Source organism: Vibrio sp. 10N.286.45.E10, assembly GCF_002874195.2.
Taxonomy (GTDB): domain Bacteria; phylum Pseudomonadota; class Gammaproteobacteria; order Enterobacterales; family Vibrionaceae; genus Vibrio; species Vibrio crassostreae.
Window position 1 is genome coordinate 1,765,944 of record NZ_MCWD02000002.1, and the last position, 23,190, is coordinate 1,789,133.

Genomic DNA, 23,190 nt, shown 5'->3' on the forward strand with positions numbered 1-23,190 from the left:
CCTTAAGTTGGAGAACTTAGCCCGTCCCTAGACTCATATCTGATTAAATTTCGTTAGGATCGATAACTCTAAACCTAGAACTTGACTTAAAACTTTGTCTCAAACGTCGTTTGTTTTGCCAGTTCTGCTCGACGCGCCATCATCACAGAATCACTGTACTTACCATGAGCAACGGGGTGTCTCATCGCACGCGCGATATACGCCATCGATTTATCAACATGAGAAAAGAACTTGTGCCAGCCCGCGCATAAATAGTTCAATCCCGGCTCACCTGCACGAGTTTTGATAAAGCGGTTTTTAGGGCATTCACCATGACAAGCAAACTTGTAGTCACATTGCTGACACTGGCTCGTCAGTGTGCGTGATTTAGCGAAACCAAATTTTTGTTGTGGTGCGCTGTATGCTAGGTCATCAAGCTTCTCGTGATGGATGTTGCCAATTTTATATTCAGGGTAAACATAGTGGTCACAAGAGAACACATCGCCGTTTGGTTCCATCGCCAAGCCCTTACCGCAAATCTCATTCAGGGTACAAAGCGGGTTCGGGCGACCAATCCACGTTTCTAAGCTCGCTTCAAAATATTGAACAAACACTTTACCGATGTCTTGCTTCGCCCACTCATCAAACACCGCAATCAGGAAGTTGCCCCACGCTAAGTCCGATACACACCATGATTCCATGATCGAATCTTTATGACCCGGGATAAGACGCTTGTCACCTTGCTTGAGTTGCTCACTAGCTTGAGAGGTTTGCGGCGCAACGGTTCTAAAGGTTTTCTGTTCTACGATAGGAATAAACTGCATTTGTGGAGACTTCACCACGTCACGTAAGAAGCGATACACTTCTAAGGCGTTTTGACTGGTCAGGTTATTCACACAGGTTAGCGTTGCGAATTTAACTTGGTGTTTGTGCAACAGCTCGACAGCAGCCATCACTTGTTTGAATGTGCCACGACCCGCGCGGTTGGTACGGTAAGCGTTGTGCAGCATTTCAGGGCCATCAATACTTAAACCGATCAGGAAGTTGTTCTTTGCTAAGAATCGACCCCAATCGTCATTCAATAATGTGCCATTAGTTTGTAGGTCATTTGAAATTAACACACCTTCAGGCTGATACTTTTTCTGTAGCTCAACCACACGCTCAAAATAAGCCAAACCTAACATAGTCGGTTCGCCGCCCTGCCATGAGAAGATAATTTCAGGCGTATTTTGACCTTCGATGTATTGTCGGATGTAAGTCTCTAGCGTCTCATCATCCATTCTTGGAGAACTGCCTTTCTTGTACTCCAACAAATCTTGCTTACTTAGGTAATAACAATATTTACAGTCAATGTTGCACGCTGCGCCAATCGGCTTAGCCATAACATGCAGGCGCTTAGACGCTTTACCGTTATATTGTGGACCTTGAGTAATGTGCATGATTTACCTACCTATCTTAGTGTCTTGTTCCCATCATAATTCCGAATTAAGTCAGTGGCATGTTATACCCTTTATAACCAATAGGAATGACCAAAAACGTTAGAATCACACCCTATTTCGAACATTTGAGGCACGTGATGAAATTTATCAATTACAAACATTTAGCAGCAGTTAGCGGCGTCACCATGACTATTTTCCTAAGCGGCTGTGCAAGCGTGCCTACACACCCTATCGCTCAAAAAATTGACCAAGAGATGGTGTTGGTTGAAGGCGGAACATTCACCATGGGTTCAAACAAACCGGAAGCGACCAAAGCAGAACGACCAGCCCGTGAAGTAACTGTAGATAGTTTCTACATTGCGAAGTTTGAGGTGACTCAAGAATTGTTTGAATCGGTGATGGGTTCATCTCTCAGTTATTTCCAAAACCCACAAGTTCCGGTCAATAACCTTAGCTGGCAACAAGCGAACTATTTCGTTGAGCAGTTGAATGAATTAACGGGTGAAGAATACCGCCTACCGACTGAAGCGGAATGGGAATTTGCAGCGAAGGGTGGCAACAAAAGCAAAGGCTATACTTACAGTGGTTCCAACAACTTAGATGATGTTGCGTGGTACTCAGCAAATTCGAAAAATAGCGCGCATCCTGTAGGGTTAAAAAAGCCAAATGAACTAGGCTTATATGACATGACAGGAAACGTTGGTGAATTTGTCATTGATGCCTTCGATGACACCTTCTACAGATTCGGGCCAACAGACAATCCAAATAACGCTAAACACAGCGACGTAGGCTTATCGCACAAGTCTGTTCGCGGTGGCAGTTTTGCTTATGACGAAAATGAATCGGAAAGTTACCGTCGTGATTTCGCAAGCCAATCCATCACCATGTCGGACATGGGACTGCGGTTGGTTAAAGATACGAACTAGATACGTGAATAACCCTATCTCAACGTTAAAAATCTGACCACACGTTAGAACGCTACGGCAACAGTGAATAAGGAAACCCTATGCAATACACCAAGCTTTCAGGACTTACACTCGCGTTACTCTGCGCTCTTCCTGCATCGGCTGCAGAAAAGCCAGACCTTGTCCTTCAAATCACGGTTGATGGTCTACGCGCTGACCTCATTGAACGATACAAGCATAATTTTGGTGAAGGTGGCTTTCGCTACTTAATGGATGACGGTACTTATTACACCAATGCGAACTACCAACACGGCAACACAGAAACCATTGTTGGCCATGTGTCGCTTGCAACAGGCGCTCCACCTAGCGTACATGGTATGGTAGGTAACGTTTGGTATGACCGTAGCGAAGAACGCTTGGTGTATAACGTAGAAGATGGCAACTACAAAATGCTGACTTCTGGCGCGGGTGTCGACAAAGCCACCGAGATTGACCCAACACAGAAGACAGCGCAAGGTGACGGTCGTTCTCCGGAGCCAATACTCGCCACCACTTTTGGTGACGAGCTGACGATTTCCAATAGTGGCAAATCAAAAGTGTTCGGCGTATCAGTGAAAGACCGCGGTGCTATCTCATTGGCAGGACACAGTGGTAAAGCCTTTTGGTTCTCCAAAGCACAATCTGAATTCGTCACGAGTAACTATTACTACGACGAGTATCCAGACTGGGTATCACGCTGGAACGAGAAAGCGATTGCTGCTCAGTATTCCAAACAAAAGTGGGAGCTCTCATTACCGCGTGATAAATACACGTTGCAAGAAAATGATACCGAACACAAAGTGAAAGTCGGTGATTTCCAACGCACTTTCCCTCACCCATACGGCCCGGCAAGCTACAAGTACTACAGCACAACGCTAACCGTGAGTCCTGCTGGTGACGAGATCACGGAAAACTTCGCTAGCACCTTGTTGATGCAAGAGAAGCTTGGTCAAGGTGACGTGACTGATTATCTGTCAGTGAGTTTCTCATCAAACGACTACGTGGTACACCTTTATGGCCCTGAAAGCCTAGAAACAGAAGACAACCTTATCCGACTTGATAAGACTCTCGCTAAGCTTTTCAAAACCGTCGACAACCAAGTTGGGTTAGAGAACACCTTAATCGTCTTGTCTGCCGATCACGGTGTTCCTGAATCTTCACCTGCGGCAAATGCTCTAGGTTTCAGTCAAGCTCAGTACTTCGACAAAGACGCACTACTATCGAGTGGTGTAGAGAAACGATTAAAAGATGATTTTGGCTTAACCAAAGACGCAATTCGTTTGTACGCTCAGCCTTATATCTATCTTAATCACGACTTAATCGCTCAGAAGAAACTGGATCTGGCTAAGGTACAAGAAGCTATTGCTGGTGAAATTGCCAAAGTGAAAGGCGTTGCGTTTGCGGTATCAAGCAGTGATATTGCAGCAAACCGAGTCCCTGACACTCATGTGATGCAGCTCATCAAAAACAACTACCACCCCGCTCGTTCAGGCGATGTGTATGTGGTATTTGATCCGCGTAGCTACATTAACGATATGGAAGGCCTGCAAATTGCCTCGACTCATGGTTCCCCTTGGAAATACGACACGCACGTGCCAGTGATTTTCGCAGGTTATGATGTGGACGCTAAGAAGGTTTCACGTCCAATCACACCATACGATATTGCACCGACGCTTTCGAACAAACTCGGAATCACTCAACCAAGTGGTTCGATTGGGCAAGTGCTAGAAGAGATTACTGACTAATCACAATTATTAGGTTTGTGAACCAAACATGCTCACAGAGTCTCTAACATAAAAAAGAGCCGCTTATTCTGATTAAACTGAATAAGCGGCTCTTTTTATCATGCAGGATAGATTGAATCGTGCTTAATTCTTTCCTGAGTAACGAAACGCTTCTCTGGTGAGTTGGTTCAACTGGTCGTCATTCATCTTATTGTGCACAACCGTGATACGACCTAAATATACCAGCGGAACTTCAGCTTCTCTCTCTTCTAAATGAAACTTGATCGCTTCAGCAGTCGCTACACCAAGGTCATCACTCATGCGCATTGGTGTTGCATCTAACTCATCAGAGCGAATCTTCTCGATCTCTATCGCTGTGCCGCCCCAACCCGTTACATAGATCTCAGACAACATATCAGCTTGGTTTAACGCATCGACCGCCCCCATGGTCATCGCCGTATTGGCATTATGAACCATGGTCACCTCAGGGAAGTTACCTAGCACTAATCGGATCCCGTCTGCGCCGCCTATTTTTTGATATTGCCCAAAATGCTCATAAACCGTTAACCAGTCACCTTTCTCTTCCACGCAATCAATGAAGCCTTGTGAACGTTGAGTGTCCGTGATTCCCGGGATCCCGCGATTGGCAGAGAACTCGACTTCACTCCCCAACTCTTGCACCACATGGTCACACAGCACTTCCGCGCCCATTGCACTTGAGAAGTCAAACCAACTGTCTGGTTGATGTTTCCATTGTTCATTTGGCGTGTGAAATGCCCAAATAAAGGTTTTGAATTCTGTAGAAGCCGATAGCTTTTGAATGTTCTGAGCTTGTATTCCCAGTTCAGAAGGGCCAAAAATCACGAAGTCATAAGGTGTGTCAGCATTCAACACTTGATCCGTATATTGAGTCTGCAAAGAGTGCTCAATTTGTCTTGAGGTAAACTCGCTGATCTCGAATGGCAACTCTAAAGCGATCAACCTTTCCTTCAATGCAGTGTAATTTCGTCTCCAAAAGTCAGAAATATCTGCACTTGGGTAAATTAGGGCAATTCTGACCGGTTTCTCAACCGACATTGGTGCTAACGAAATCGGCTCGCCACTCACAGTCTCTTGAAATTTTTCGAGTTTCTTTACATCTGAGTCCGACCTTACCCCATCAGCGTATACGTCAAAAGGAAGGATAAAACAAGCTGTCAGTAGGGCTGGTAATACGTTTTTATAAATTTGACCCGGCATAACTGTTACCAAATGTTTGAATGTTTATTAACAATATTATAAATATATAGCGATAATAATTTAAAGCGTTTTATAACCCTTATGAATAAAACAGTGTATTTTGCGAGTTTGTTGCTCGCTACTACTTGCAACTCACCGAGTTTTGCGGGTAATCCTGAGAACAATTTCTTCCATTACGCAGAAGAAAAAGTGATGCGTGCGGTTTCCAACCAACGAACCTGGGATGGTCCAACACAAGGTCCAGCAGTGCGTCATGAAAAGAACGTTATTTTCGTCGCGTCTGATTTACGTAATGGTGGCGTATATGGCGTTGGCAAAGGCATATCTGAAGCCATCTCTAACATCAATTGGCACCTTAGGTTCATTGATGGTTTGGGTTCTGAAGTGCGTCAAGGTGCCGCGATCCGAAAAGCAATCGGTTTTGAACCCGATGCCATTGTTTTAGGTGGCATTGACGCGGTTCGTCACAAAACCATTTTGAAACAAGCAGAAGATCTCGGGATTGTTGTCATCGGATGGCACGCGACGGAGCTTGTTGGCGGAAACCCAGAGATCGGCTTATACACCAACATCACTACTGACCCGCTTGATGTGGCTGAGGTAGCAGCCCTGCTCGCCATCGTCAACTCCAAGGGTCAAGCTAAGACCGTGGTGTTTACCGACCCTAATTATGAAATCGCGATGATCAAAGCCAACGCCATGGTTAACACCATCAAGCGTTGCAGCAATTGTGATGTCCTTGAGCTCAACTACCTGCCTTTAGACAAAATTGCTGAGCAAATGCCCGCGACATTGAAAGACCTTGATAACAAGTACGACGATAAAATCACTCACATATTGGCCATCAACGACTTGTACATCGACTATGCGATACCTTCTTTGGAGTCGAGCCTTGAAGAGTTAAAAATGATCCCGCGGAACATATCTGCAGGTGATGGCAGCAAAGCGGCCTACAAAAGAATCTATAGCGGACAATTCCAACTGGCAACCGTTCCTGAGCCCTTATATTTACAAGGTTGGCAGATTGTTGACGAGCTCAACCGAGCCTTCAATCAAATGCCTCCTAGTGGCTACTCTGCCCCTGTACACCTCGTTACACCGGGTAATGTTGAAGAGCTTATTAGCCAGTCAGACAAAGGCATCTATGACCCTAAAAATGGCTACCGTGAAGCGTATCTGAAAATTTGGAAGCCGCAATGAAACTACCTCAGATCAACATCACCCAAAGGCTCATTATTTCGAATCTGGTTTCGCTTTTGATTGTGAGCCTTGCGGTCATCATGGTGATCCGCTCACTCTATTACGTCGAGTCGACGCTCAAAACGGAAACCTCAACACACGTGTCAGATCTGATTGTTAACTCTGAAATCAGTCGTCGCGTATTTACATTAACCTCTCGTGTGAAGTTACTGGAGCAAACCTTTCTGTTCAGTGAAACCACCTTGTCTGAGGAAGCATTCAACGTTGATTTCCAACTGCAACGCTTGAGAGATTTGTCGACCAACGAAGGTTTCTCGCAAAAGATCGATGCCTTTATCGATAACTTCCATCGTTTCTTAGGCAGTTCGCTAGCACTGAATCGAATCCTCAAGCAAACCAATCAAATCGATGCTGCATTAGCCGAGCAACTTAATCAACTCGAATTTGCGATAGCCGACAGCAAGCTTAGGCACTTAGACCAACCTAATTTCATCCGTTATAACAATGAATTAGATCTCATCAACATGCTACGAGAGTCGTTTCTCACCTCAGGAAAAATGGTCGGTGACATTCACAGCCGCATCACGCCAGAAACGGAGAAAGTACTGCTTATCGAGGTCGAGAAAGAGCTCGATATCTTCTTACTCCACTTAGAAAATGTTGATATAGGAACGGCTGTGGTTATCGCAGAGAAGAAACGAATCCACCGTACCGTGAAGCGATACAACGCCGCGTTAAAACGGATTCGCGCTAATCTGGAACAACGTTGGTTGGTGATGGCTTCGCTATTAGAGGCGCAAGGTGACTTGTTAGAGATGGTAGAAAACACAGAGTCACGCGTACAGAGCCAAGCCTTAGCACTAACCGACCAGCTTGAAAAAGAGATTGGTCTATCAAGACTGAACGCCATTGTTATTAGCTTTTCAGCCGTCGTGTTGTCGATGTTGCTGGTTAACCACGTGGTGAGACATCATATTCGAAAACCGCTCAATGCGCTGAGACATGGCTTCGACCGTTTAGAATCCGGTAGCCTCAAGAATCCTATCAATTTGGGCAGAAGTGACGAGTGGTCTCACTTGGAAAAAGCCTATAACGACATGGCTTCAAGGCTGTCTGAGGCCTATCTCGACCTCACTGAAGAGAAAAAGAACTTCGACTTTCTAGCACATCACGATCCGTTGACTAATTTGGCTAATAGATTGTTAGCAACCAAGCAGTTAGATAAAGAAATTAAGATCTCAAGCGAGAACCAAGCGCCCTTTTTATTGTTTTATCTCGATATTGATGAGTTCAAAACGATCAATGATTCGTTAGGTCACGCACCTGGAGACAACTTGCTGGTTAACGTTTCTGACATCCTTAGCAATCTCGTCGGAGATAAGGGGTTTGTGGCTAGAATGGGCGGCGACGAGTTCTTGGTTGTGTATTCGAACGTTGGTTTAGAAGAAGGTGAACCCATCGCTGATCGCCTAAACCAAGCATTAAGAAAGCCTTACTATATTGATGATAACTCTATCTTCGTTTCAGCAAGTATTGGGGTATGTGAGTACCCTACTCACGGCTTAGATCGTGAAACCTTAATTAGAAACGCAGACACCGCTATGTATCACGCAAAACGTAACGGTAGAGATCAATACAGAGTCTATGCTGATGAAATGACCCATGAAGTCAATGACTTAATTGAAACAAACATGGGGCTTCATCAAGCCATTGCAAACGACGAACTGGAAGTCTTCTTCCAACCAAAAGTCGACTTGGATTCTCAAGACATCATCGGAGCCGAGGCTCTCATTCGCTGGCGTCACCCCAAACTTGGATTGCTTCCACCTATCGATTTTCTTGAAGTCGCAGAGAAAAGCGATCTTATTATCGACATCGATAAGTGGGTATTTAAGAAGGTTGCCAACCTGATCACCGAATGGCAACGCTCAGGTATCGACCTACAAGGTGTGATTTTCTCTATCAACTTCTCAGCAAGAATGTTCTATATGACTGACCTCGCAGAGCAGCTACAAGTGATACTGGATGAAACAGATTGCCAGCCACATCAACTGCTTCTTGAAATCACTGAAAGAGACATGATGCGAGATTTCGAAACCTGCTCAAGAACCATAGAGGTACTTCACTCGAAGGGTTATAAGATTGCGATTGATGACTTTGGTACAGGCTATTCATCGCTGTCGGTATTGAAGAATCTATCTGCTGATTGCGTCAAACTCGACCGAAGCTTTATTGAAGACATTAACTCATCCAAGGTCGATTACGAGATCACATGTGCTGTATTAAAGCTTGCACAAATTCTGAATTTCTCGGTGATTGCCGAAGGGCTTGAAACGCAGAACCACGTAAAGACTCTGCGCCAAATAGGTTGTAAATACGCGCAAGGCTATTTCTTTGCAAGGCCGTTGCCGACTGATGATTGGGTGTCTTACTTCTTGCTTAACTCTGAGCAGAGCCAAAAAGAGGCTTAGTGTCTGTTCCTTAAGTTAATTAAGTTTCAGTGAGTTAAGTTCCTTCACAGATTTTTGACTGAATAAGTGTAGCCTTCGGGCTGCCCTACCGGCCAAGCAGCCGTAACAAAAAGCAACCTCAAAGATCGCACCAGTAAAGCAGCTTTTACCTATAGTCAAAGTGCCACTGTGTTGGCTTTCTTTCCGTTTAAAATCGCGCGAATGCTTTCAATGGCTATGTCCTTGTATAGGCTAACTTGATAACTCTTTTGCTGCTGCTTTGATCTTAGCTCGTAACCACTTATGGCTTGGTTCATTAGTACGGCTTGGATGCCAAATCATACACATCTCCAGGTCTTCCAACTCGAAGGGTAATGGCAGTGTTTTGACCGCGTACTTTTCAGCAAAACAACGCACCGATGAAATAGGCATTACACCGATGTACTCAGAGCCTTCGATAACAGGAAGCATCTCAACAACACCTGCAGCACGATAGACTATTCTACGTTTCTCTAGATCACTGTAGTGTTCAGAGCTCAATAAGCTTTTGCGCGCATGCCACCTAGAGACCACCACATGTTCGAGTGCTAAGAACTGTTCCATATCGATTGTATCGCCAACAGTAGGGTGATCACTACTACACACCACGACCAGCTCCTCTGTAGAAATCACCTCATGCTTAAGCATGGTTCTTCCTTTTGGCGTCATATCGACAATCACATCGTGTCTTTGGAGCCTTAAATCAGACTCGTAATCTTCCGTAAACAGAGGGTGAACTTCGAGTGCGATACCGGGTGCAACCTGGCTGATTAACTGCATCACTCTTGGCATCATTTCATAGCTAGCTGCCGAGACGCAGGCAATAGAAAACACGCGGCCTGAGGTTTTAGGATCGAAGTCTCTTGATGCGGATAAGGTAGACGTAAAGTTTTTAAGCGCAGCGGCCATTGCAGGGTAGATATCAATAGCGAATGTGGTTGGCTCTACGCCTGATGTGGTGCGGTGAAACAATGGCTCATCATAGATATCTCTCAACCTTGCAAGTGCTTTACTCACTGCTGGTTGGCTTATATCCATGCGATTAGCAGCCCTAGATAAGTTCTGTTCTTCATAGATAGCAACAAATATAGGAATTAGATTTAGTTCGGTACTTTTCATACAGTTCCATATTAAAGAAGCAGGTTCCCCATAGTAGAGAACCTGCCGATTATGTTCGATGCGAATAACTAAAGTTTGCTACTTAGTTCTATCTTTTAAGTCTGGCAAGCCTTTAGGGATTTTCAAGCGGGCGAAAATCGAACGAGAATGCCTTGAGTCTGTTTGAGTACTGGGCAGGCTACGTAACTCTCTCCACAAGCGAGTAAATACGTTTTTATCTTCACGCCCTTGTTGGAGCGCTTCGCTGTCTTCCACCCAACGTTTTTGTCCATTTGATTTGCCAAGTTGCGCTTTATTCATTTCTAGCTGCGAGGTTTGTTTTCGCAATTGACGGTAGATAAAGGTTCTCAATGCAGACCAATTACCTTGCTTGAGTAAACGACGGAATACCAACCAACTCGGTGTTGGTCGGTTCTTGTAATAACGCTTCAAAGAAACAAATAACGCAACACACAACACTAATACCAAACCTACGCTGATAAAGACCGACATGTAAGCTTTGATAAAGGATTGGAGTGTATGTTTTGCTTCAAACACTTCACCTTTTATGACAACGCTTTCAAGACGTTGATTCTTACTGTCCCACCACTGGAATGAGAAATCCGGCAAGATAAATTCGCCACCTTGTTGAATCACATAAACCGTTTCTTCGATGCGGCTAGAACGGTAATCACCACGCTCTTGTGTATCGTCTAAACGATTAGGCTGTGGGTAAGCTTGATATTGCTGAGTCGCTTCATTGGACAACACATCTGGCAGTAACACAGACAAGCTGTCTTTCGCTTTAATCGTCACGGTGCGTGTAACCGCATCGCCAACTTTCAAGTTTTCATTCGAACGTTGCCACTGCTGTTCAACATCCACATCGGTTGCAGAAAACCAAGGCGATTCATCACTTAACAAACCTGAAGGTAATGAAGCTTCAAACTTAATGGGTTGCGTATAAAGTGTGCCACCAACGTTTGAACCATCAGGCGCTGAAACTTGAATTCGAACAGGCACAGTAGGAATGACGAATTCGCCCGAAGTCATCGGATAAAGCGTCACTTCCCAGCGTTGGCGTGACCATGTTGTGCCGCCCACTCGTTCCGTGTAGTTCGTCGCCAGCTGGTTGCGCTGCTTAGCAATAACATTCGGGATTTCGATGCTGCCAATTCGGGTTCCCCCAGTTAGCCAACGCGGTGTCGCCACCTCAATGTTCAGAATCACTTGTTCATTAACGCTAACTTTCGTAGGCGTAATCTTGTCGCCAGACTTCGGTTTTTCTCCGACCCAAGCGATCAATTCGACATCGCCAGTCCTCTGCAGGTCATAAATATCAGCCGCAGAAGCAAGTGTAGAAAAAGCAGTGCTAAACAGTAGAACTAGCGACACAAACAAGGCCTTCGTTAGTCTAAAAGACTCCGAGCGCCCTGCTTTTTCTAGAAGCACTGCAAGAGTTAAATCAACTCGACTCATTGTATTTGCTCCTGTTTTAGCGACTGTTCCTGTTTTGAAGACTGTTCGATCGAAGGTGCAGGATCTCTTAACTGAATTTGGAACTTGGACTTCAAGAAGAACTTAGGATCCGCTTCAACGCGTTTTAACCACTTGTCGGCAAGCTCTTGGCTGCCTAAGATTTCATTGGCATTAAGCGTTTCCTTAAGCATCAATTCCGCTACCGTTTCTTCTTCAGCTCCATCTCCCGTTCGAGGCTGATCGTCTTCGAGTTCTAAAGACTCCTCAGGGCCATCTGTGGTTCCAGACTGGCTTTCACTGGTTCGGTTTACCTCTTCGACAATTCCACTAAGCACAGCAAGATTGTTCTCCACATCCGTTCTTAGTTCTGGTGACAGATCCTCTTTCTCGAATAATGATTTCAAAAGGTCTCGTGCCGCAAGGTATTCACGCTGTCTGGCTAACGCACTGGCTGCATTGTATAAGCCAAGGTCAGTTTTGGTTTGCAAAAAGGCACTGTGAGCTAACTTAAAATCACGAGCATAATAATAAGCCGCGCCCTTTCTCATTGGCTCCTTAAAATGCTTGGCCGCTTCAAGATATTCCTTCTGATTCAATAAACGTTGCCCTTGTTGATCAGGCGTTAACCATAAGTCCCACCACCATTGAGCTGTTTTATCCCAAGCTGTAAGCGGCTCCACCACGACTGGTTTCTCAGCAGTTAGATTGACTGTTTTCGCCAAAGTGCTTGGTGAATAGATGCTACCTGAAATCACTAGACCAACGACACACCACTGTACCAACCACCCTTTTCTGAACCACAACAACATGATGATTGCCATTGGAATAAGCAGGCCATATCCCATGTCTTTCCAAGGCATTGAAGACTCACCATTCAGTTGCATGTTTCTTTCAACCGCTTGATTGAGTTGTTGGATATCGGAGTTATCAACGGTCACTTCGATCAGTCGTCCACCCGTCTTGCTCGCTAGGCTGCGCAATGAATCTAGGTCGACAGGGTTATCGCTCACCACATTACTGTTTCCTGCGGCTAGAATCAGCAACTGATACGGATTGTCGTTAAAGAAACTCTCGTACGCCCTAATGGTGCTTGGGTTTACACCATCAGATACCAACAGTACAGAAGAGCCTAACTCACCAGACAGTTGCTGATTAATCAGTGGCAGTGCTTCTTCTGCTGACTTACCTGATACCGGCATGATATCGGGTGTGATAGCCGCTAGAAACGGTTCGAATACCTTGCTGTCTTGAGTGACGGGCATCGCGACGTGTGCGCTGCCTGCGTAAACCACTAAGCCCGTATTACCGCCTTTCCGAGCTGCCAATAAGTCTCTAATTTTCTGCTTAGATCGTTCTAAGCGACTTGGAGGCAAATCTTTAGCAAGCATGGATTCACTGTTATCGAGTACAACCAACATCGATGCTTTATCTTCACCAAAAGGCGAAGCTTCACGCTGCCATGTTGGGCCAGAACAGATAATGATGGCGATGGTCACAATCACCATTAATAGCTTCAGTGGTAACTGTTTGCGCCAACCGGTTTCACCGATGGTTAATGCATCACGTAAATGTGCAGGCAGAATGTCTTTCCACGTTGGTTTGGTCTCTTCTCTCCAGCGAATCCACAATAGGAAAAACATCGGGATAAAGGCCAACAACCACAATGGTCGGATAAAGTGAAACTGGGTAAAGAACTGTTGCAACATGAGAGAATCAGGCATCGTTCTCTCCTTTCAAATTTTTCATTGAAGAAGCCAAAAGCGAGCGTCGGCGGATTGTTGCTAAACTAAACGCAGTCAAATACATCACAACAACAATGGCCATCAGGTAATGGTGTAATCCCTGTTTAGGACGATAAGTCGTACTCTCATACAACTGAGGCTCTAGCTCACCAATTTGAGCATAAGCTTTAGTCAATTCATCGCGATTAAGTGCTTCAAAGGCTTCACCACCAGACTCTTGAGCCACTCGTTTGATGGTTTCCATATCCAAAGCTACTTCACCAACGGTTTGTGGGTCACCCATGGCGATCACGTGAATACGAACGCCTTTCGCCTTCGCAACTTTTGCGGCATCGATAGGTTCGACAAAGCTTCCTGTGTCATTGCCATCAGTTAGTACAATCACAACTTTCTCTTTCGCGTTGGCATCAATGCTCGGGTCTTGAACTGCAGTACTTTGCTTTTCGCTTTGTTCAAACACCTTAATCGCAAGACCAATAGCATCGCCTAAGTGCGTGCTTTGCCCTGCCATCGCGACATCGGTTTGATTAAGCAGTTCAAACCATACATCTTGATCAGCCGTAAACGGTGTTTGTACAAACGCTGCATCACCAAACAAGATCAAACCGAGTCGGTCCCCTTTTCTGGTTTTCGCAAAATCGGCTAACACCTCTTTGGTCGCATCTAAACGAGAGATTTTATCGCCTTGCTTAGAGGTGAAATCTTGCTCCGCCATTGAGCCGGATAAATCGACCACCACCATCACATCACGACCCAATTGTTCACGAACCTGTGGCTCACCAAGAATGGTTGGTTTCGCTAACGCGCACACGACCAATACCCAAGTAATAATGAGCGTAGTTCGTTGCCACCAGCTTGGTGTTAACTGGCTTGCACCTTCTGACGGCGCTTCCCCAATAGCTTCAACCAATTCTCGAAAAAATGGCACCTTAATCGCCATTTGCTTAGTTCGATAAGCTGGTACGGCGAAGTAGACCAACAACGGCAGAGGTAACGCGATAAACCACAATGGGTGCGCAAATTCGAAGCTTGCAGATAAAGCATCAAACATTATCTTGCCCCTCAAACGTTACTTGTACATCCGGTTTATGAAGCTTTAGCCACATCATCGCTGTTTGAATCACCTCTAAACGCTGTTCAAAGCTCAAACGCACCTTAGGGTCGATTAAACTCTGCATCCATAGTCCCGAAACTTCATCGGCAAAGAAAGCATTGCTATTTTTACTCTCGTTAACGTTAACAGGCAGATAAGCGTTCAAACGGTTCACATATGCTTGGCCAAACAGCTTTGCATTGCTGCTGTCTAGGTAACGAAGCACCACTTTCAGTACCTTGAAGGTTCGTTCGGTAGAGTTCTTGTCTCTTGCATCCAATATCATGAGCTCTTTAAGTGCTTCTTTACGATAACGATTATTCCACCATCTCTGCGCCAAACGATAAGCCAGACAGATAGCGACCAATAACAGAATAACGCCGAGGATCTTCCAACCAATGGTTTGCGGCATCCAGCTCACGCTCTCGGAAATGGCGACATCATGTAGGTCGCGAAGGATGTAAGTACTAGGAGGCGTATGTTCAACGGTCATTAGCGCCCTCCCACCAGCTTTTGCAGCTGTGATATGTGATTGCCTGACGTGTCTAGTTCTATATAAGGAAGGTTTTTCATCGCCATCAATTTAGCAAGAGATTGTTTTTGGAGTGCCGCTTTTTGGGCAAGGCCTTCACTTGCGAGGTTAACCTTAGATTGGCTATCCAGATTAAGTTGAAATCGACCATCACCCACTACCCAGTTTGCACTTGCAAGATCGTGAGGCAGTGATTGTTCTAAGGGATCGGTCACCATAATAGCTAAGATATCATTGTGTTGTTGCAATTGCTTAAGGCGATCAAGGTGTTGTTCTTGGCAATCTCGCCAATCACTAATAAAGATTAAGGTCGACTGTTTTAATCTCATTCGTTTGATCAGTTCAATCCATTGACTGAACCCGACACACTCGCTGTCACTCACACTCACGCCTAAACTTTGATTCGCTTTAGTAAGGTGTTTAAGTTGAGCGAGCAAATCAGACTGTGAGCGCTGTGCTTTGGTATGAAAGAGCTTTTGGTGCGAGGCTAAAACGAAACCGACACGGTCACCATCTTTAAGCACTCGCCACCCACACAGTGCCGCCACTTCGGCGGCTACAACGGATTTCATGGTATTTTGAGACGCAAAAAACATCGAACTGCGCTGATCAACACAGATCATCACATTACGGTCTTTCTCTTCGGTATAACTACGAACATGAGGTTTACCTGTTCGCATCGTGACTTTCCAATCGAGGTTACGAATGTCATCACCAAGTTGGTAGTGACGTAGCTCCTCGAAATTCAAACCTCGACCTCGGAACAATGAATTGTGTCTACCCGAAAGCACGCTGCCCGCCTTTAGGTGAGGCAGTAGAGAAAACGACTCAGCTTGAGCCTGTATTCGCACTAACCTTGAATAATCGCAGTATAAGCGAGGATCAAGACCTTGCGATTTGGGAGCTTGTGTTGGCTTCGCCATGACGCCCCCTAGTTATCCGATCTCAACATTATCAAGCAGTTCTTCAACCACTCTTTGATGGTCAACACCATCGGCTAATGCATCGTAAGACAACGAGAATCGGTGGCCTAATACGGTTGGTAACATGGCACGCACATCGTCTAACGTGACGTGGTCACGCCCTTGCAGCCACGCATAGGCGCGAGCACATTTATCCAATGAAATAGAAGCACGAGGACTTGAACCAATTTCAATCCATTTCGATAAGTCTGATTCTGGATAACGCTCAGGTTTTCGTGTCGCCATTACCAAAGCCACGATGTAGTTCTCAACTAAATCGGAAACGGCAATGTCTGGAAGTTGGCGGCGCGCTTCAAGCACCAATTCAGGTTCAATATGTTGTGGAGTGACTAATTCTGAACTCGTTTCGCTACCCAACTCTTCACTGCGCACCAGTCGAATGATGTCGCGTTCAGCTTCATCTTCTGGATAGTCGACCGTGACTTTCATAATGAAACGGTCCATCTGTGCTTCAGGCAGTGGATACGTACCTTCTTGCTCAACTGGGTTTTGCGTAGCGAGCACCATGAATAGATCAGGTAGGATATGAGTTTGACCACCCACCGTAATCGTCCCTTCCGCCATGGCTTCAAGCAGAGCCGCTTGTACCTTTGCAGGAGCGCGGTTCACTTCATCGGCTAAAACAATACTGTTGAAAATAGGACCCGGTTGAAAGTGCAACTGAGGCTTTCCATCAAGCTCTTGATACACTTCTGTACCGGTTACATCTGATGGCAGCAGGTCAGGCGTAAACTGAATTCGACCAAAACTGGTGTTCAGTAGGTTCGCCAGCGATTTCACTGAACGAGTTTTCGCTGTACCGGGAAGTCCCTCTAAAAGCACATGCCCATTAGTCAATAACCCTATCACCAGAGCCCGAACGACGTGGCTCTGACCGATAACACTTTTCTCTGTTTGTTCAATCAGTTGGTTAATTGCTTGTTGCGCATGGTTCATAGGTCTTCCCTTAATTCAATCTGGCTGCGTACATCCTACTCACAAGCCCCATAACTATTAGTTATACACGTGATAATTGTTCATCAGCGCGATAAGTTATAAACGTGATAATTGCTCATAAGCGCGATAATTGGTTACAAGCAGAATAAGCAGCAAGCACAATAGCCAAGCTCACCTCATCGCTTTATTTAAACTTAGCTCTCAATTGGTTAATGGCCTCCGGCGGTGCCACTTTGCTCAGTGATGAAATACATTGCTCAAACGCCTTTGGTACGCCCGGTATATGGCTGTTGCGCGCCAACACTTCACACTGGGCATACAGGTGCTGTGGGTTGCGGCTAAATTGGTAAGCCTTGTGCAGTGATTGACTTGCCGCAAGCACATCAGATTTCTCCAAAGCCAATCCGTACACATACCAATATTGTGGGTCGGCTTGCGCAGTTTCAGCGGCTTGTTTAAGGTAGTCCGTTGCTTGTTCGTAATCTTTCACTCGAAGCAGAGATAACCCTGTGCTGTATGGCAATACACTCGATTTAGGCTGAGCTTCAATACCTTGCTTCAAGGTCGACAGCGCTTTTGCTTCGTTACCTTGCGCTCGATACAAATCCGCCAAGTTGGCGTAGCTGTTTTCGAAATAAGGCTCGATTTCGATAGCACCTTGATAAAACTCAATCGCTTTTTGATATTGGCCTAGATCGCGGTAAACATTGCCTAGGTTAGTACGTCCAAATCCTCGATCGGAATTAAATTGCTGTATTTCAATGTACTCTTCCAATGCAGGCTTGATTTGGTCTTTCTGCAAAGGATTCATTTCTCCCCAGTAACGTACCAATGCACCTGCGGTTTCTGAACGAATCGACAATACAGGGTCTTTCAGCAACGGCTCTAGAATCTGCCAACGGTCAGTAAATTGGAAACCAGACGAGCCTTGCACCACACCCAAACGGATCATCTCGTCATCGTGTTTCACCGCTCTTGCCAGCGAGATAAGCGTATTCTTACCCGTATTACCGCCCAAACGTTCTAAGCTCGATGCTCGAATGATATTGCTTAAGCTGGAGTCCTGAGCCGAGTATGCCAACGCATCCTCTGCACCTCGGTGTCCTATTGAATCAGCATAAAAGGCAACGGCAAAATGCTGCTGGTTACGATACTTAGAATCTGGGAACCACTTACCGATTTGCTTATCTGCCCACTGGTCGGTTTGATCTTCATGACAGCTAGTACACACGTTTGGTGTTTTAATGTGTTGGCTAATATCAGGACGCGGGATATGCCAACTGTGATCACGTCTTGGGTCGACCTCCATGTAAGTCGTCTCAGGCATGTGACAAGTCGTACATTGTGAAGCTTCGGTATTCGCCTCGTGGAAGGTGTGCTTTTCAGGCGTGTACTCTGATGCAATGTGACATTGGCTACACACCGCTTCTTCGGCAATTTTCAGTTCTGCAGTATGTGGATCGTGACAGTTAGTACATGTGACGCCTTTTTCAGCCATCACTGATTGCAAGAAAGATCCGTAAACGTAATCTTCATCGTAGATTTGACCATCGTTATGGTAAAGCTCAGGAGTAATCAAACTTAGACGATACTTATCAAAGAAAGACCCGTTAACGTGGTCGCCTGTTTCATTCAACTGAGTGCGTCGGCTATGGCACTGAGCACAGGTTTGAACTTGATTGGTATGAATGATGTCTTTTGGTTGCAGTGTTGAATTACCCTCTTGATAGATCCACTCCTTCACCGACTTCGACAAATCGCGGTCAAAGCCGTAATGCGCCGAGACATGGGCATTTTTTCCCCCTTTGGCTGCGGTTTGCTGGTTATTTGTTTGCTGGGCTTGTTCAACGTGCTCACTCGCAGGGCCATGACACGCTTCACAACCGACATTAATCTCCGACCATGTGGTGTCGTAGGTATTACTCGCGCTATCGTAGTTCTTTTCTAGGTTCGTTGAATGGCAATCAGCACACATGAAGTTCCAGTTTTGACCGCTATTGGTCCAGTAGAATTCATCCGTGTTGGTGGTATCAGGATAAAGGTGAAACCAGCGTTGACCGCCTTCACTCTTATCTCGAGAATCCCAAGCGAAAGGAATCAACTGCACGCGTCCGTCTTCAAACTCAACCATGTACTGTTGCAGAGGTTCAAAGGCAAAGGTATAGCTGATTTTGTAATCTTTGAATTGACCATCAGGCCCTTCAATGTTTACCCAGAATTCATCACCTTTGCGGAAAAAGCGATTAGGCTTTCCTTGATGGGTGATGGTTTGGTTATTGAAATCACCGAGAACGGAATCTTCGGTAGCATGCTTCATCGCCATGTCGTGATGAGAACCTTGCCATGCTTCCACTTCCGCGCTGTGACAATCAATGCAAGCTTCAGATCCGACATATGTCGCTTGAGAGCTCGCATGCGAAGCTTCTGATAAAGCCTGTTCATTGGCATGCGTGTTGAAACTAAGTATCGACAACACGGGTAAAGATAACATTGCGGATAATACTGCAACTCGCTGGTGTTTCAATCCGTTCACTAGCAAGCACAACCATGCAGACATAACATTCCTTGTTTTTATACATCCTTATGCTTAATAAGGTAGACGCAAAAACAATGAATTTACAATTATTTAGTGGCAGCGAGCACGATAGTTGTGATTCATATTCACGACTGGTATTTACTCATCGATATGCGCAAAAAAAAGAGCTCTTAAGAGCTCTTTGTGTTTTCAGTTTCATCAAGCTATCAGTTTCAATAAACCAAAGCTTACTTGTTATGGTTCTCTTGAAGTTTTTCCATAACCTGATCCAAGCTAAAGCTTGCTGCTTTTTGGCGTGGTGGGTATTCAGCAAATGTTTCTAAGAATTTGCCCACATACGCTTGAGCAGGAACGAACATATAAGCGTGGTCTAACAACCAGTCGTAATATGTGTTCGAGGTAATATCTGCGTTTTCGTATGGGTCCATACGAAGGTTAAACAGCTTAGGAAGGCGTAACGTCACGAACGGTTCAGCCCAGATTTGCATCGTACCCGTTGCTCGTTGCTCCATGAACACCGCTTTCCATTGGTTATAACGAAGTGCTGCTAAATCACCATCATCGGTAAAGTAGAAGATCTCCGAACGACGACCTTTTTCTTCTTCACCCGTTAGATAAGGAAGAAAGTTATAACCATCTAGGTGAAGCTTAAACGTTTTATCACCTGCAGTATGGCCTTTCAGCAGTTTCTCTTTGATTTGATCATCACCTGCGGCTGCTACGAAGGTTGGCATCCAGTCCATGTGATGCATAATTTCGTTAGAGACACTGCCCGGTTCAATCTTACCAGGCCAACGAACCATTGCTGGTACACGGTATGCGCCTTCCCAGTTGGTGTTTTTCTCACCACGGAACGGGGTTGTGCCCGCATCAGGCCAAGAGTTCATGTGTGGACCATTATCCGTTGAGTAGAAAACAATCGTATTGTCTTTAATACCCAATTCGTCAACTTGTTTCAGTAACTGACCAACGTGGCGATCGTGCTCAACCATACCGTCGGCGTAATTGCTGATGCCGGTTACACCTTTGCTGTCTGGTTGCACATGCGTTCTAAAGTGCATGCGCGTTGCGTTCCACCAAACGAAGAATGGCTTGTCGGCTTTCACTGCGCGATCCATAAAATCAAGCGCGGCATCGAGCGTTTCTTCGTCAACGGTTTCCATACGCTTACGTGTTAATGGGCCCGTATCTTCAATCTTGCCGTCAGCAAATGATTTGATAACACCACGCGGGCCAAACTTCTTACGAAACTCTGGGTCGGTTGGGTAATCTTCATTTTCTGGTTCTTCTTCAGCATTTAGGTGATAAAGGTTGCCAAAAAATTCGTCAAACCCGTGCGCTGTTGGAAGAAATTCATCTTTATCGCCAAGGTGGTTTTTACCAAATTGACCTGTCATGTAACCCATAGGTTTAAGCAATTCAGCAATGGTTGCATCTTCTGCTTGAAGGCCAATATCTGCACCTGGCAAGCCTACTTTACTTAAGCCTGTTCTCAGTACACTTTGACCTGTAATGAACGTAGAGCGACCTGCGGTACAAGATTGCTCTGCGTAGTAATCGGTAAACATCATGCCTTCTTTGGCGATGCTATCAATATTCGGGGTTTTGTAACCCATGAGACCGAAGGTGTATGCACTCACATTGGATTGACCAATATCGTCCCCCCAAATGACCAATATATTTGGCTTTTCTGCCGCAAAAGTGGCGCTAGACGCGGCCATCATTGCTGTACCCAAAATCGCTAATCGACGTTTAGCGCCATATTTCGCTGTCATAGAAACCTCTTCGTAAGTTATTTGCATCCTGCCCTACAACGTATAGTCCATTTTTTGAACGATCGCGAGATTCGCTAAACTATTAATCTATTTGTCATTTTTATTGAGATATGGACACCGGAATCATCGATAAGGTTAACGCCAACAAACATGATAAGGATCACACATACAAACTAAGGACTTATTCATTCAACCCACTAAAAATGATATTGATCAATGGGTTAACTGAGCATCATAACGATTGGTTATAAGCACTATAAAAGGACGAAGCGGAATTTTGGGAATAACATTTGTTCATCGATGTGTTGCTCTAACGCATTAATCTTTAAAGTGAATCGGAGTCCTTATGGGTACTAAAATTAATAAACTAGCATTAGGTGTTGGCTTATTAGCAGCTTCTTCAGCGGCAACGGCAGCAGAAAAACCAAACATTCTTGCTATCTGGGGTGATGACATTGGTGTATTCAACATCAGTGCATACAACAACGGTATGATGGGTTACGAAACACCTAACATCGACCGTATAGCTAACGAAGGCGCACTATTTACTGACCACTACGGTCAACAATCGTGTACTGCTGGTCGTGCTGCATTCCTAACGGGTCAAGAACCTTTCCGTACAGGTCTATTAACTATCGGTATGCCAGGTTCTGATCACGGTATCCCAGATTGGGCTCCAACTATCGCAGACCTTCTTAAAGAACAGGGCTACATGACTGCTCAGTTCGGTAAGAACCACATGGGTGACCAAGATAAACACCTTCCAACGAACCACGGTTTTGACCAGTTCTTCGGTAACCTATACCACCTGAATGCAGAAGAAGAGCCAGAAACATACTACTACCCTAAAGATCCTGAGTTCCGTAAGAACTTTGGGCCTCGTGGTGTAATCAAATCAACTTCTGACGGTAAGATTGAAGATACTGGCCCTATGACGCGTAAACGTATGGAGCACGCGGATGAAGAGTTCCTAGAAGAATCTCTAGCCTTCATGGAAAAAGCAGTGAAAGCGGACAAACCATTCTTCATTTGGCACAACACAACACGTATGCACGTGTGGACTCGTCTACAAGAAAAATACCAAGGCGCATCGGGTATCAGCATTTACGCTGACGGCATGTTAGAGCACGATGACCAAGTAGGTATCCTACTAGACAAGCTTGATGAGCTTAAGATCGCAGACAACACCATCGTCATCTACTCTACTGATAACGGTGCAGAAACCGTATCTTGGCCTGATGGCGGTGCGACTTACTTCCACGGTGAGAAAGGTACAACTTACGAAGGCGGTATGCGTGTTCCTCAGCTAGTTCGCTGGCCTGGTACAATCAAGCCGGGAACTAAGATCAACGACATCATGAGTCACCAAGACTGGATTCCGACTCTACTAGCAGCAGCTGGTGATGATAAAGTGGTTGAGAAGCTGGCTTCTGATAAAGGTGCGACTTACAACGGTAAAAACTGGCGTGTACACCTAGATGGTTACAACTTCCTGCCTTACTTCCAAGGTAAAGAAGAGAAAGGCCCTCGTGATAGCATGCTTTACTTCTCTGCTAACGCTGAGTTAAACGCGGTACGTTGGAATGACTTCAAGATTTCGTTCGCTGTAATGGACGGTAACATCACAGATGCAGTGCGTTTCCAACCAAACTGGCCTCAAGTCGTTCACCTACGTGCAGACCCATTCGAAAAAGCACCACACGAGTCTGGCATGTACCTGCGTTGGATGGCAGACAACATGTGGCTATTCGTACCAGTAGGCGGCAAAGTACAAGAATTTATGAACACACTACCTGACTACCCAATGCAGAACAGCCAAGTACTGAACCCTGGTAACTTCAACCAGAATGCTTACATGCTTCAAGGTAAACTTAAGCAACTAGAAGCAGCCGCAGCACAAGCTAAATAAGCTACTCTAGACTAAACATGTAATAACGAAGCCGTGGTGACTGAATGCAGTGACCGCGGCTTTTTAGTATCCAATACAAATAACATAAGACGC

At 45.3% G+C, this 23,190-nt stretch carries 16 protein-coding genes; 5 read left to right on the plus strand and 11 right to left on the minus strand.

Annotated elements, in window-relative coordinates; translation table 11 throughout:
• Positions 1-86: 86 nt before the first annotated feature.
• Positions 87-1,418 carry an anaerobic sulfatase maturase gene (locus BCU34_RS20865; protein ID WP_102478780.1) on the minus strand — a complete coding sequence of 444 codons (1,332 nt, stop codon included), beginning with the start codon at positions 1,416-1,418 and terminating at the stop codon, positions 87-89.
• A 137-nt stretch (positions 1,419-1,555) separates the two neighbouring features.
• On the opposite strand from BCU34_RS20865, the gene BCU34_RS20870 reads away from it, so the two are divergent.
• Together BCU34_RS20870 and BCU34_RS20875 are read left to right on the plus strand one after the other, a co-directional pair.
• Positions 1,556-2,344 carry a formylglycine-generating enzyme family protein gene (locus BCU34_RS20870; protein WP_102478781.1) on the plus strand — a complete coding sequence of 263 codons (789 nt, stop codon included), beginning with the start codon at positions 1,556-1,558 and terminating at the stop codon, positions 2,342-2,344.
• 80 nt (positions 2,345-2,424) lie between these two features.
• Complete coding sequence (locus BCU34_RS20875; protein WP_102478782.1) at positions 2,425-4,107, plus strand: alkaline phosphatase family protein; 1,683 nt, start codon at positions 2,425-2,427, stop codon at positions 4,105-4,107.
• Positions 4,108-4,230: 123 nt separating this feature from the next.
• Here the strand turns inward: BCU34_RS20875 and BCU34_RS20880 are convergent, their stop codons facing one another.
• The gene (locus tag BCU34_RS20880) at positions 4,231-5,325 is read right to left on the minus strand and encodes a substrate-binding domain-containing protein (RefSeq protein ID WP_102431209.1); all 1,095 of its coding nucleotides are present in this window, start codon (positions 5,323-5,325) and stop codon (positions 4,231-4,233) included.
• Positions 5,326-5,406: 81 nt separating this feature from the next.
• Between BCU34_RS20880 and BCU34_RS20885 the strand changes: the two genes are divergently transcribed.
• Both BCU34_RS20885 and BCU34_RS20890 read left to right on the plus strand, forming a co-directional pair.
• Positions 5,407-6,525 (plus strand): substrate-binding domain-containing protein, encoded by a 1,119-nt coding sequence (locus tag BCU34_RS20885; protein WP_102479200.1) that lies wholly within the window; start codon positions 5,407-5,409, stop codon positions 6,523-6,525.
• A complete protein-coding gene (locus tag BCU34_RS20890) occupies positions 6,522-8,996 on the plus strand; it encodes a putative bifunctional diguanylate cyclase/phosphodiesterase (RefSeq protein ID WP_102479201.1) in 2,475 nt (824 codons plus the stop codon). Before BCU34_RS20885 ends, BCU34_RS20890 begins: the two co-directional genes overlap by 4 nt.
• Before the next feature lie 231 nt (positions 8,997-9,227).
• On the opposite strand, the gene BCU34_RS20895 is transcribed toward BCU34_RS20890, so the two are convergent.
• From BCU34_RS20895 to BCU34_RS20935, 9 genes are all read right to left on the minus strand, one after another.
• Entirely contained in the window at positions 9,228-10,133 is a 906-nt protein-coding gene (locus tag BCU34_RS20895) for a LysR family transcriptional regulator (protein WP_102431212.1), read from the minus strand.
• A gap of 78 nt (positions 10,134-10,211) precedes the next feature.
• Positions 10,212-11,591, minus strand: coding sequence for a BatD family protein (locus tag BCU34_RS20900; RefSeq protein WP_102479202.1), 1,380 nt, complete (start codon positions 11,589-11,591; stop codon positions 10,212-10,214).
• Complete coding sequence (locus BCU34_RS20905; RefSeq protein ID WP_102479203.1) at positions 11,588-13,312, minus strand: vWA domain-containing protein; 1,725 nt, start codon at positions 13,310-13,312, stop codon at positions 11,588-11,590. The genes BCU34_RS20900 and BCU34_RS20905 overlap by 4 nt, the downstream gene beginning before the upstream one ends.
• The gene (locus BCU34_RS20910) at positions 13,305-14,384 is read right to left on the minus strand and encodes a vWA domain-containing protein (protein WP_102479204.1); all 1,080 of its coding nucleotides are present in this window, start codon (positions 14,382-14,384) and stop codon (positions 13,305-13,307) included. The genes BCU34_RS20905 and BCU34_RS20910 overlap by 8 nt, the downstream gene beginning before the upstream one ends.
• Positions 14,377-14,919: a DUF4381 domain-containing protein gene (locus BCU34_RS20915; RefSeq protein WP_102479205.1), complete on the minus strand. Its 543-nt coding sequence runs from the start codon at positions 14,917-14,919 to the stop codon at positions 14,377-14,379. The genes BCU34_RS20910 and BCU34_RS20915 overlap by 8 nt, the downstream gene beginning before the upstream one ends.
• Complete coding sequence (locus BCU34_RS20920) at positions 14,919-15,881, minus strand: DUF58 domain-containing protein (RefSeq protein WP_102479206.1); 963 nt, start codon at positions 15,879-15,881, stop codon at positions 14,919-14,921. Before BCU34_RS20920 ends, BCU34_RS20915 begins: the two co-directional genes overlap by 1 nt.
• Before the next feature lie 12 nt (positions 15,882-15,893).
• The gene (locus BCU34_RS20925; RefSeq protein ID WP_004730485.1) at positions 15,894-16,877 is read right to left on the minus strand and encodes an AAA family ATPase; all 984 of its coding nucleotides are present in this window, start codon (positions 16,875-16,877) and stop codon (positions 15,894-15,896) included.
• 184 nt (positions 16,878-17,061) lie between these two features.
• Positions 17,062-19,434, minus strand: a complete 2,373-nt coding sequence (locus BCU34_RS20930) for a tetratricopeptide repeat protein (protein WP_102479207.1) — start codon at positions 19,432-19,434, stop codon at positions 17,062-17,064.
• Positions 19,435-19,640: 206 nt separating this feature from the next.
• Positions 19,641-21,188, minus strand: a complete 1,548-nt coding sequence (locus BCU34_RS20935; protein WP_102479208.1) for an arylsulfatase — start codon at positions 21,186-21,188, stop codon at positions 19,641-19,643.
• Between the two features lie 346 nt (positions 21,189-21,534).
• Between BCU34_RS20935 and BCU34_RS20940 the strand changes: the two genes are divergently transcribed.
• Positions 21,535-23,097 carry an arylsulfatase gene (locus BCU34_RS20940; RefSeq protein ID WP_077681544.1) on the plus strand — a complete coding sequence of 521 codons (1,563 nt, stop codon included), beginning with the start codon at positions 21,535-21,537 and terminating at the stop codon, positions 23,095-23,097.
• Positions 23,098-23,190 lie beyond the last annotated feature (93 nt).

Excerpts from the sequence above, each read along its gene's own strand:
- BCU34_RS20910 (WP_102479204.1), bottom strand. The coding sequence starts at position 14,384 with ATGTTTGATGCTTTATCTGCAAGCTTCGAATTTGCGCACCCATTGTGG.
- BCU34_RS20885 (WP_102479200.1), top strand. The coding sequence starts at position 5,407 with ATGAATAAAACAGTGTATTTTGCGAGTTTGTTGCTCGCTACTACTTGC.
- BCU34_RS20925 (WP_004730485.1), bottom strand. The coding sequence starts at position 16,877 with ATGAACCATGCGCAACAAGCAATTAACCAACTGATTGAACAAACAGAG.
- BCU34_RS20890 (WP_102479201.1), top strand. The coding sequence starts at position 6,522 with ATGAAACTACCTCAGATCAACATCACCCAAAGGCTCATTATTTCGAAT.
- BCU34_RS20920 (WP_102479206.1), bottom strand. The coding sequence starts at position 15,881 with ATGGCGAAGCCAACACAAGCTCCCAAATCGCAAGGTCTTGATCCTCGC.
- BCU34_RS20880 (WP_102431209.1), bottom strand. The coding sequence starts at position 5,325 with ATGCCGGGTCAAATTTATAAAAACGTATTACCAGCCCTACTGACAGCT.
- BCU34_RS20935 (WP_102479208.1), bottom strand. The coding sequence starts at position 21,188 with ATGACAGCGAAATATGGCGCTAAACGTCGATTAGCGATTTTGGGTACA.
- BCU34_RS20900 (WP_102479202.1), bottom strand. The coding sequence starts at position 11,591 with ATGAGTCGAGTTGATTTAACTCTTGCAGTGCTTCTAGAAAAAGCAGGG.
- BCU34_RS20940 (WP_077681544.1), top strand. The coding sequence starts at position 21,535 with ATGGGTACTAAAATTAATAAACTAGCATTAGGTGTTGGCTTATTAGCA.
- BCU34_RS20930 (WP_102479207.1), bottom strand. The coding sequence starts at position 19,434 with ATGTCTGCATGGTTGTGCTTGCTAGTGAACGGATTGAAACACCAGCGA.
- BCU34_RS20865 (WP_102478780.1), bottom strand. The coding sequence starts at position 1,418 with ATGCACATTACTCAAGGTCCACAATATAACGGTAAAGCGTCTAAGCGC.
- BCU34_RS20870 (WP_102478781.1), top strand. The coding sequence starts at position 1,556 with ATGAAATTTATCAATTACAAACATTTAGCAGCAGTTAGCGGCGTCACC.
- BCU34_RS20915 (WP_102479205.1), bottom strand. The coding sequence starts at position 14,919 with ATGACCGTTGAACATACGCCTCCTAGTACTTACATCCTTCGCGACCTA.
- BCU34_RS20895 (WP_102431212.1), bottom strand. The coding sequence starts at position 10,133 with ATGAAAAGTACCGAACTAAATCTAATTCCTATATTTGTTGCTATCTAT.
- BCU34_RS20905 (WP_102479203.1), bottom strand. The coding sequence starts at position 13,312 with ATGCCTGATTCTCTCATGTTGCAACAGTTCTTTACCCAGTTTCACTTT.
- BCU34_RS20875 (WP_102478782.1), top strand. The coding sequence starts at position 2,425 with ATGCAATACACCAAGCTTTCAGGACTTACACTCGCGTTACTCTGCGCT.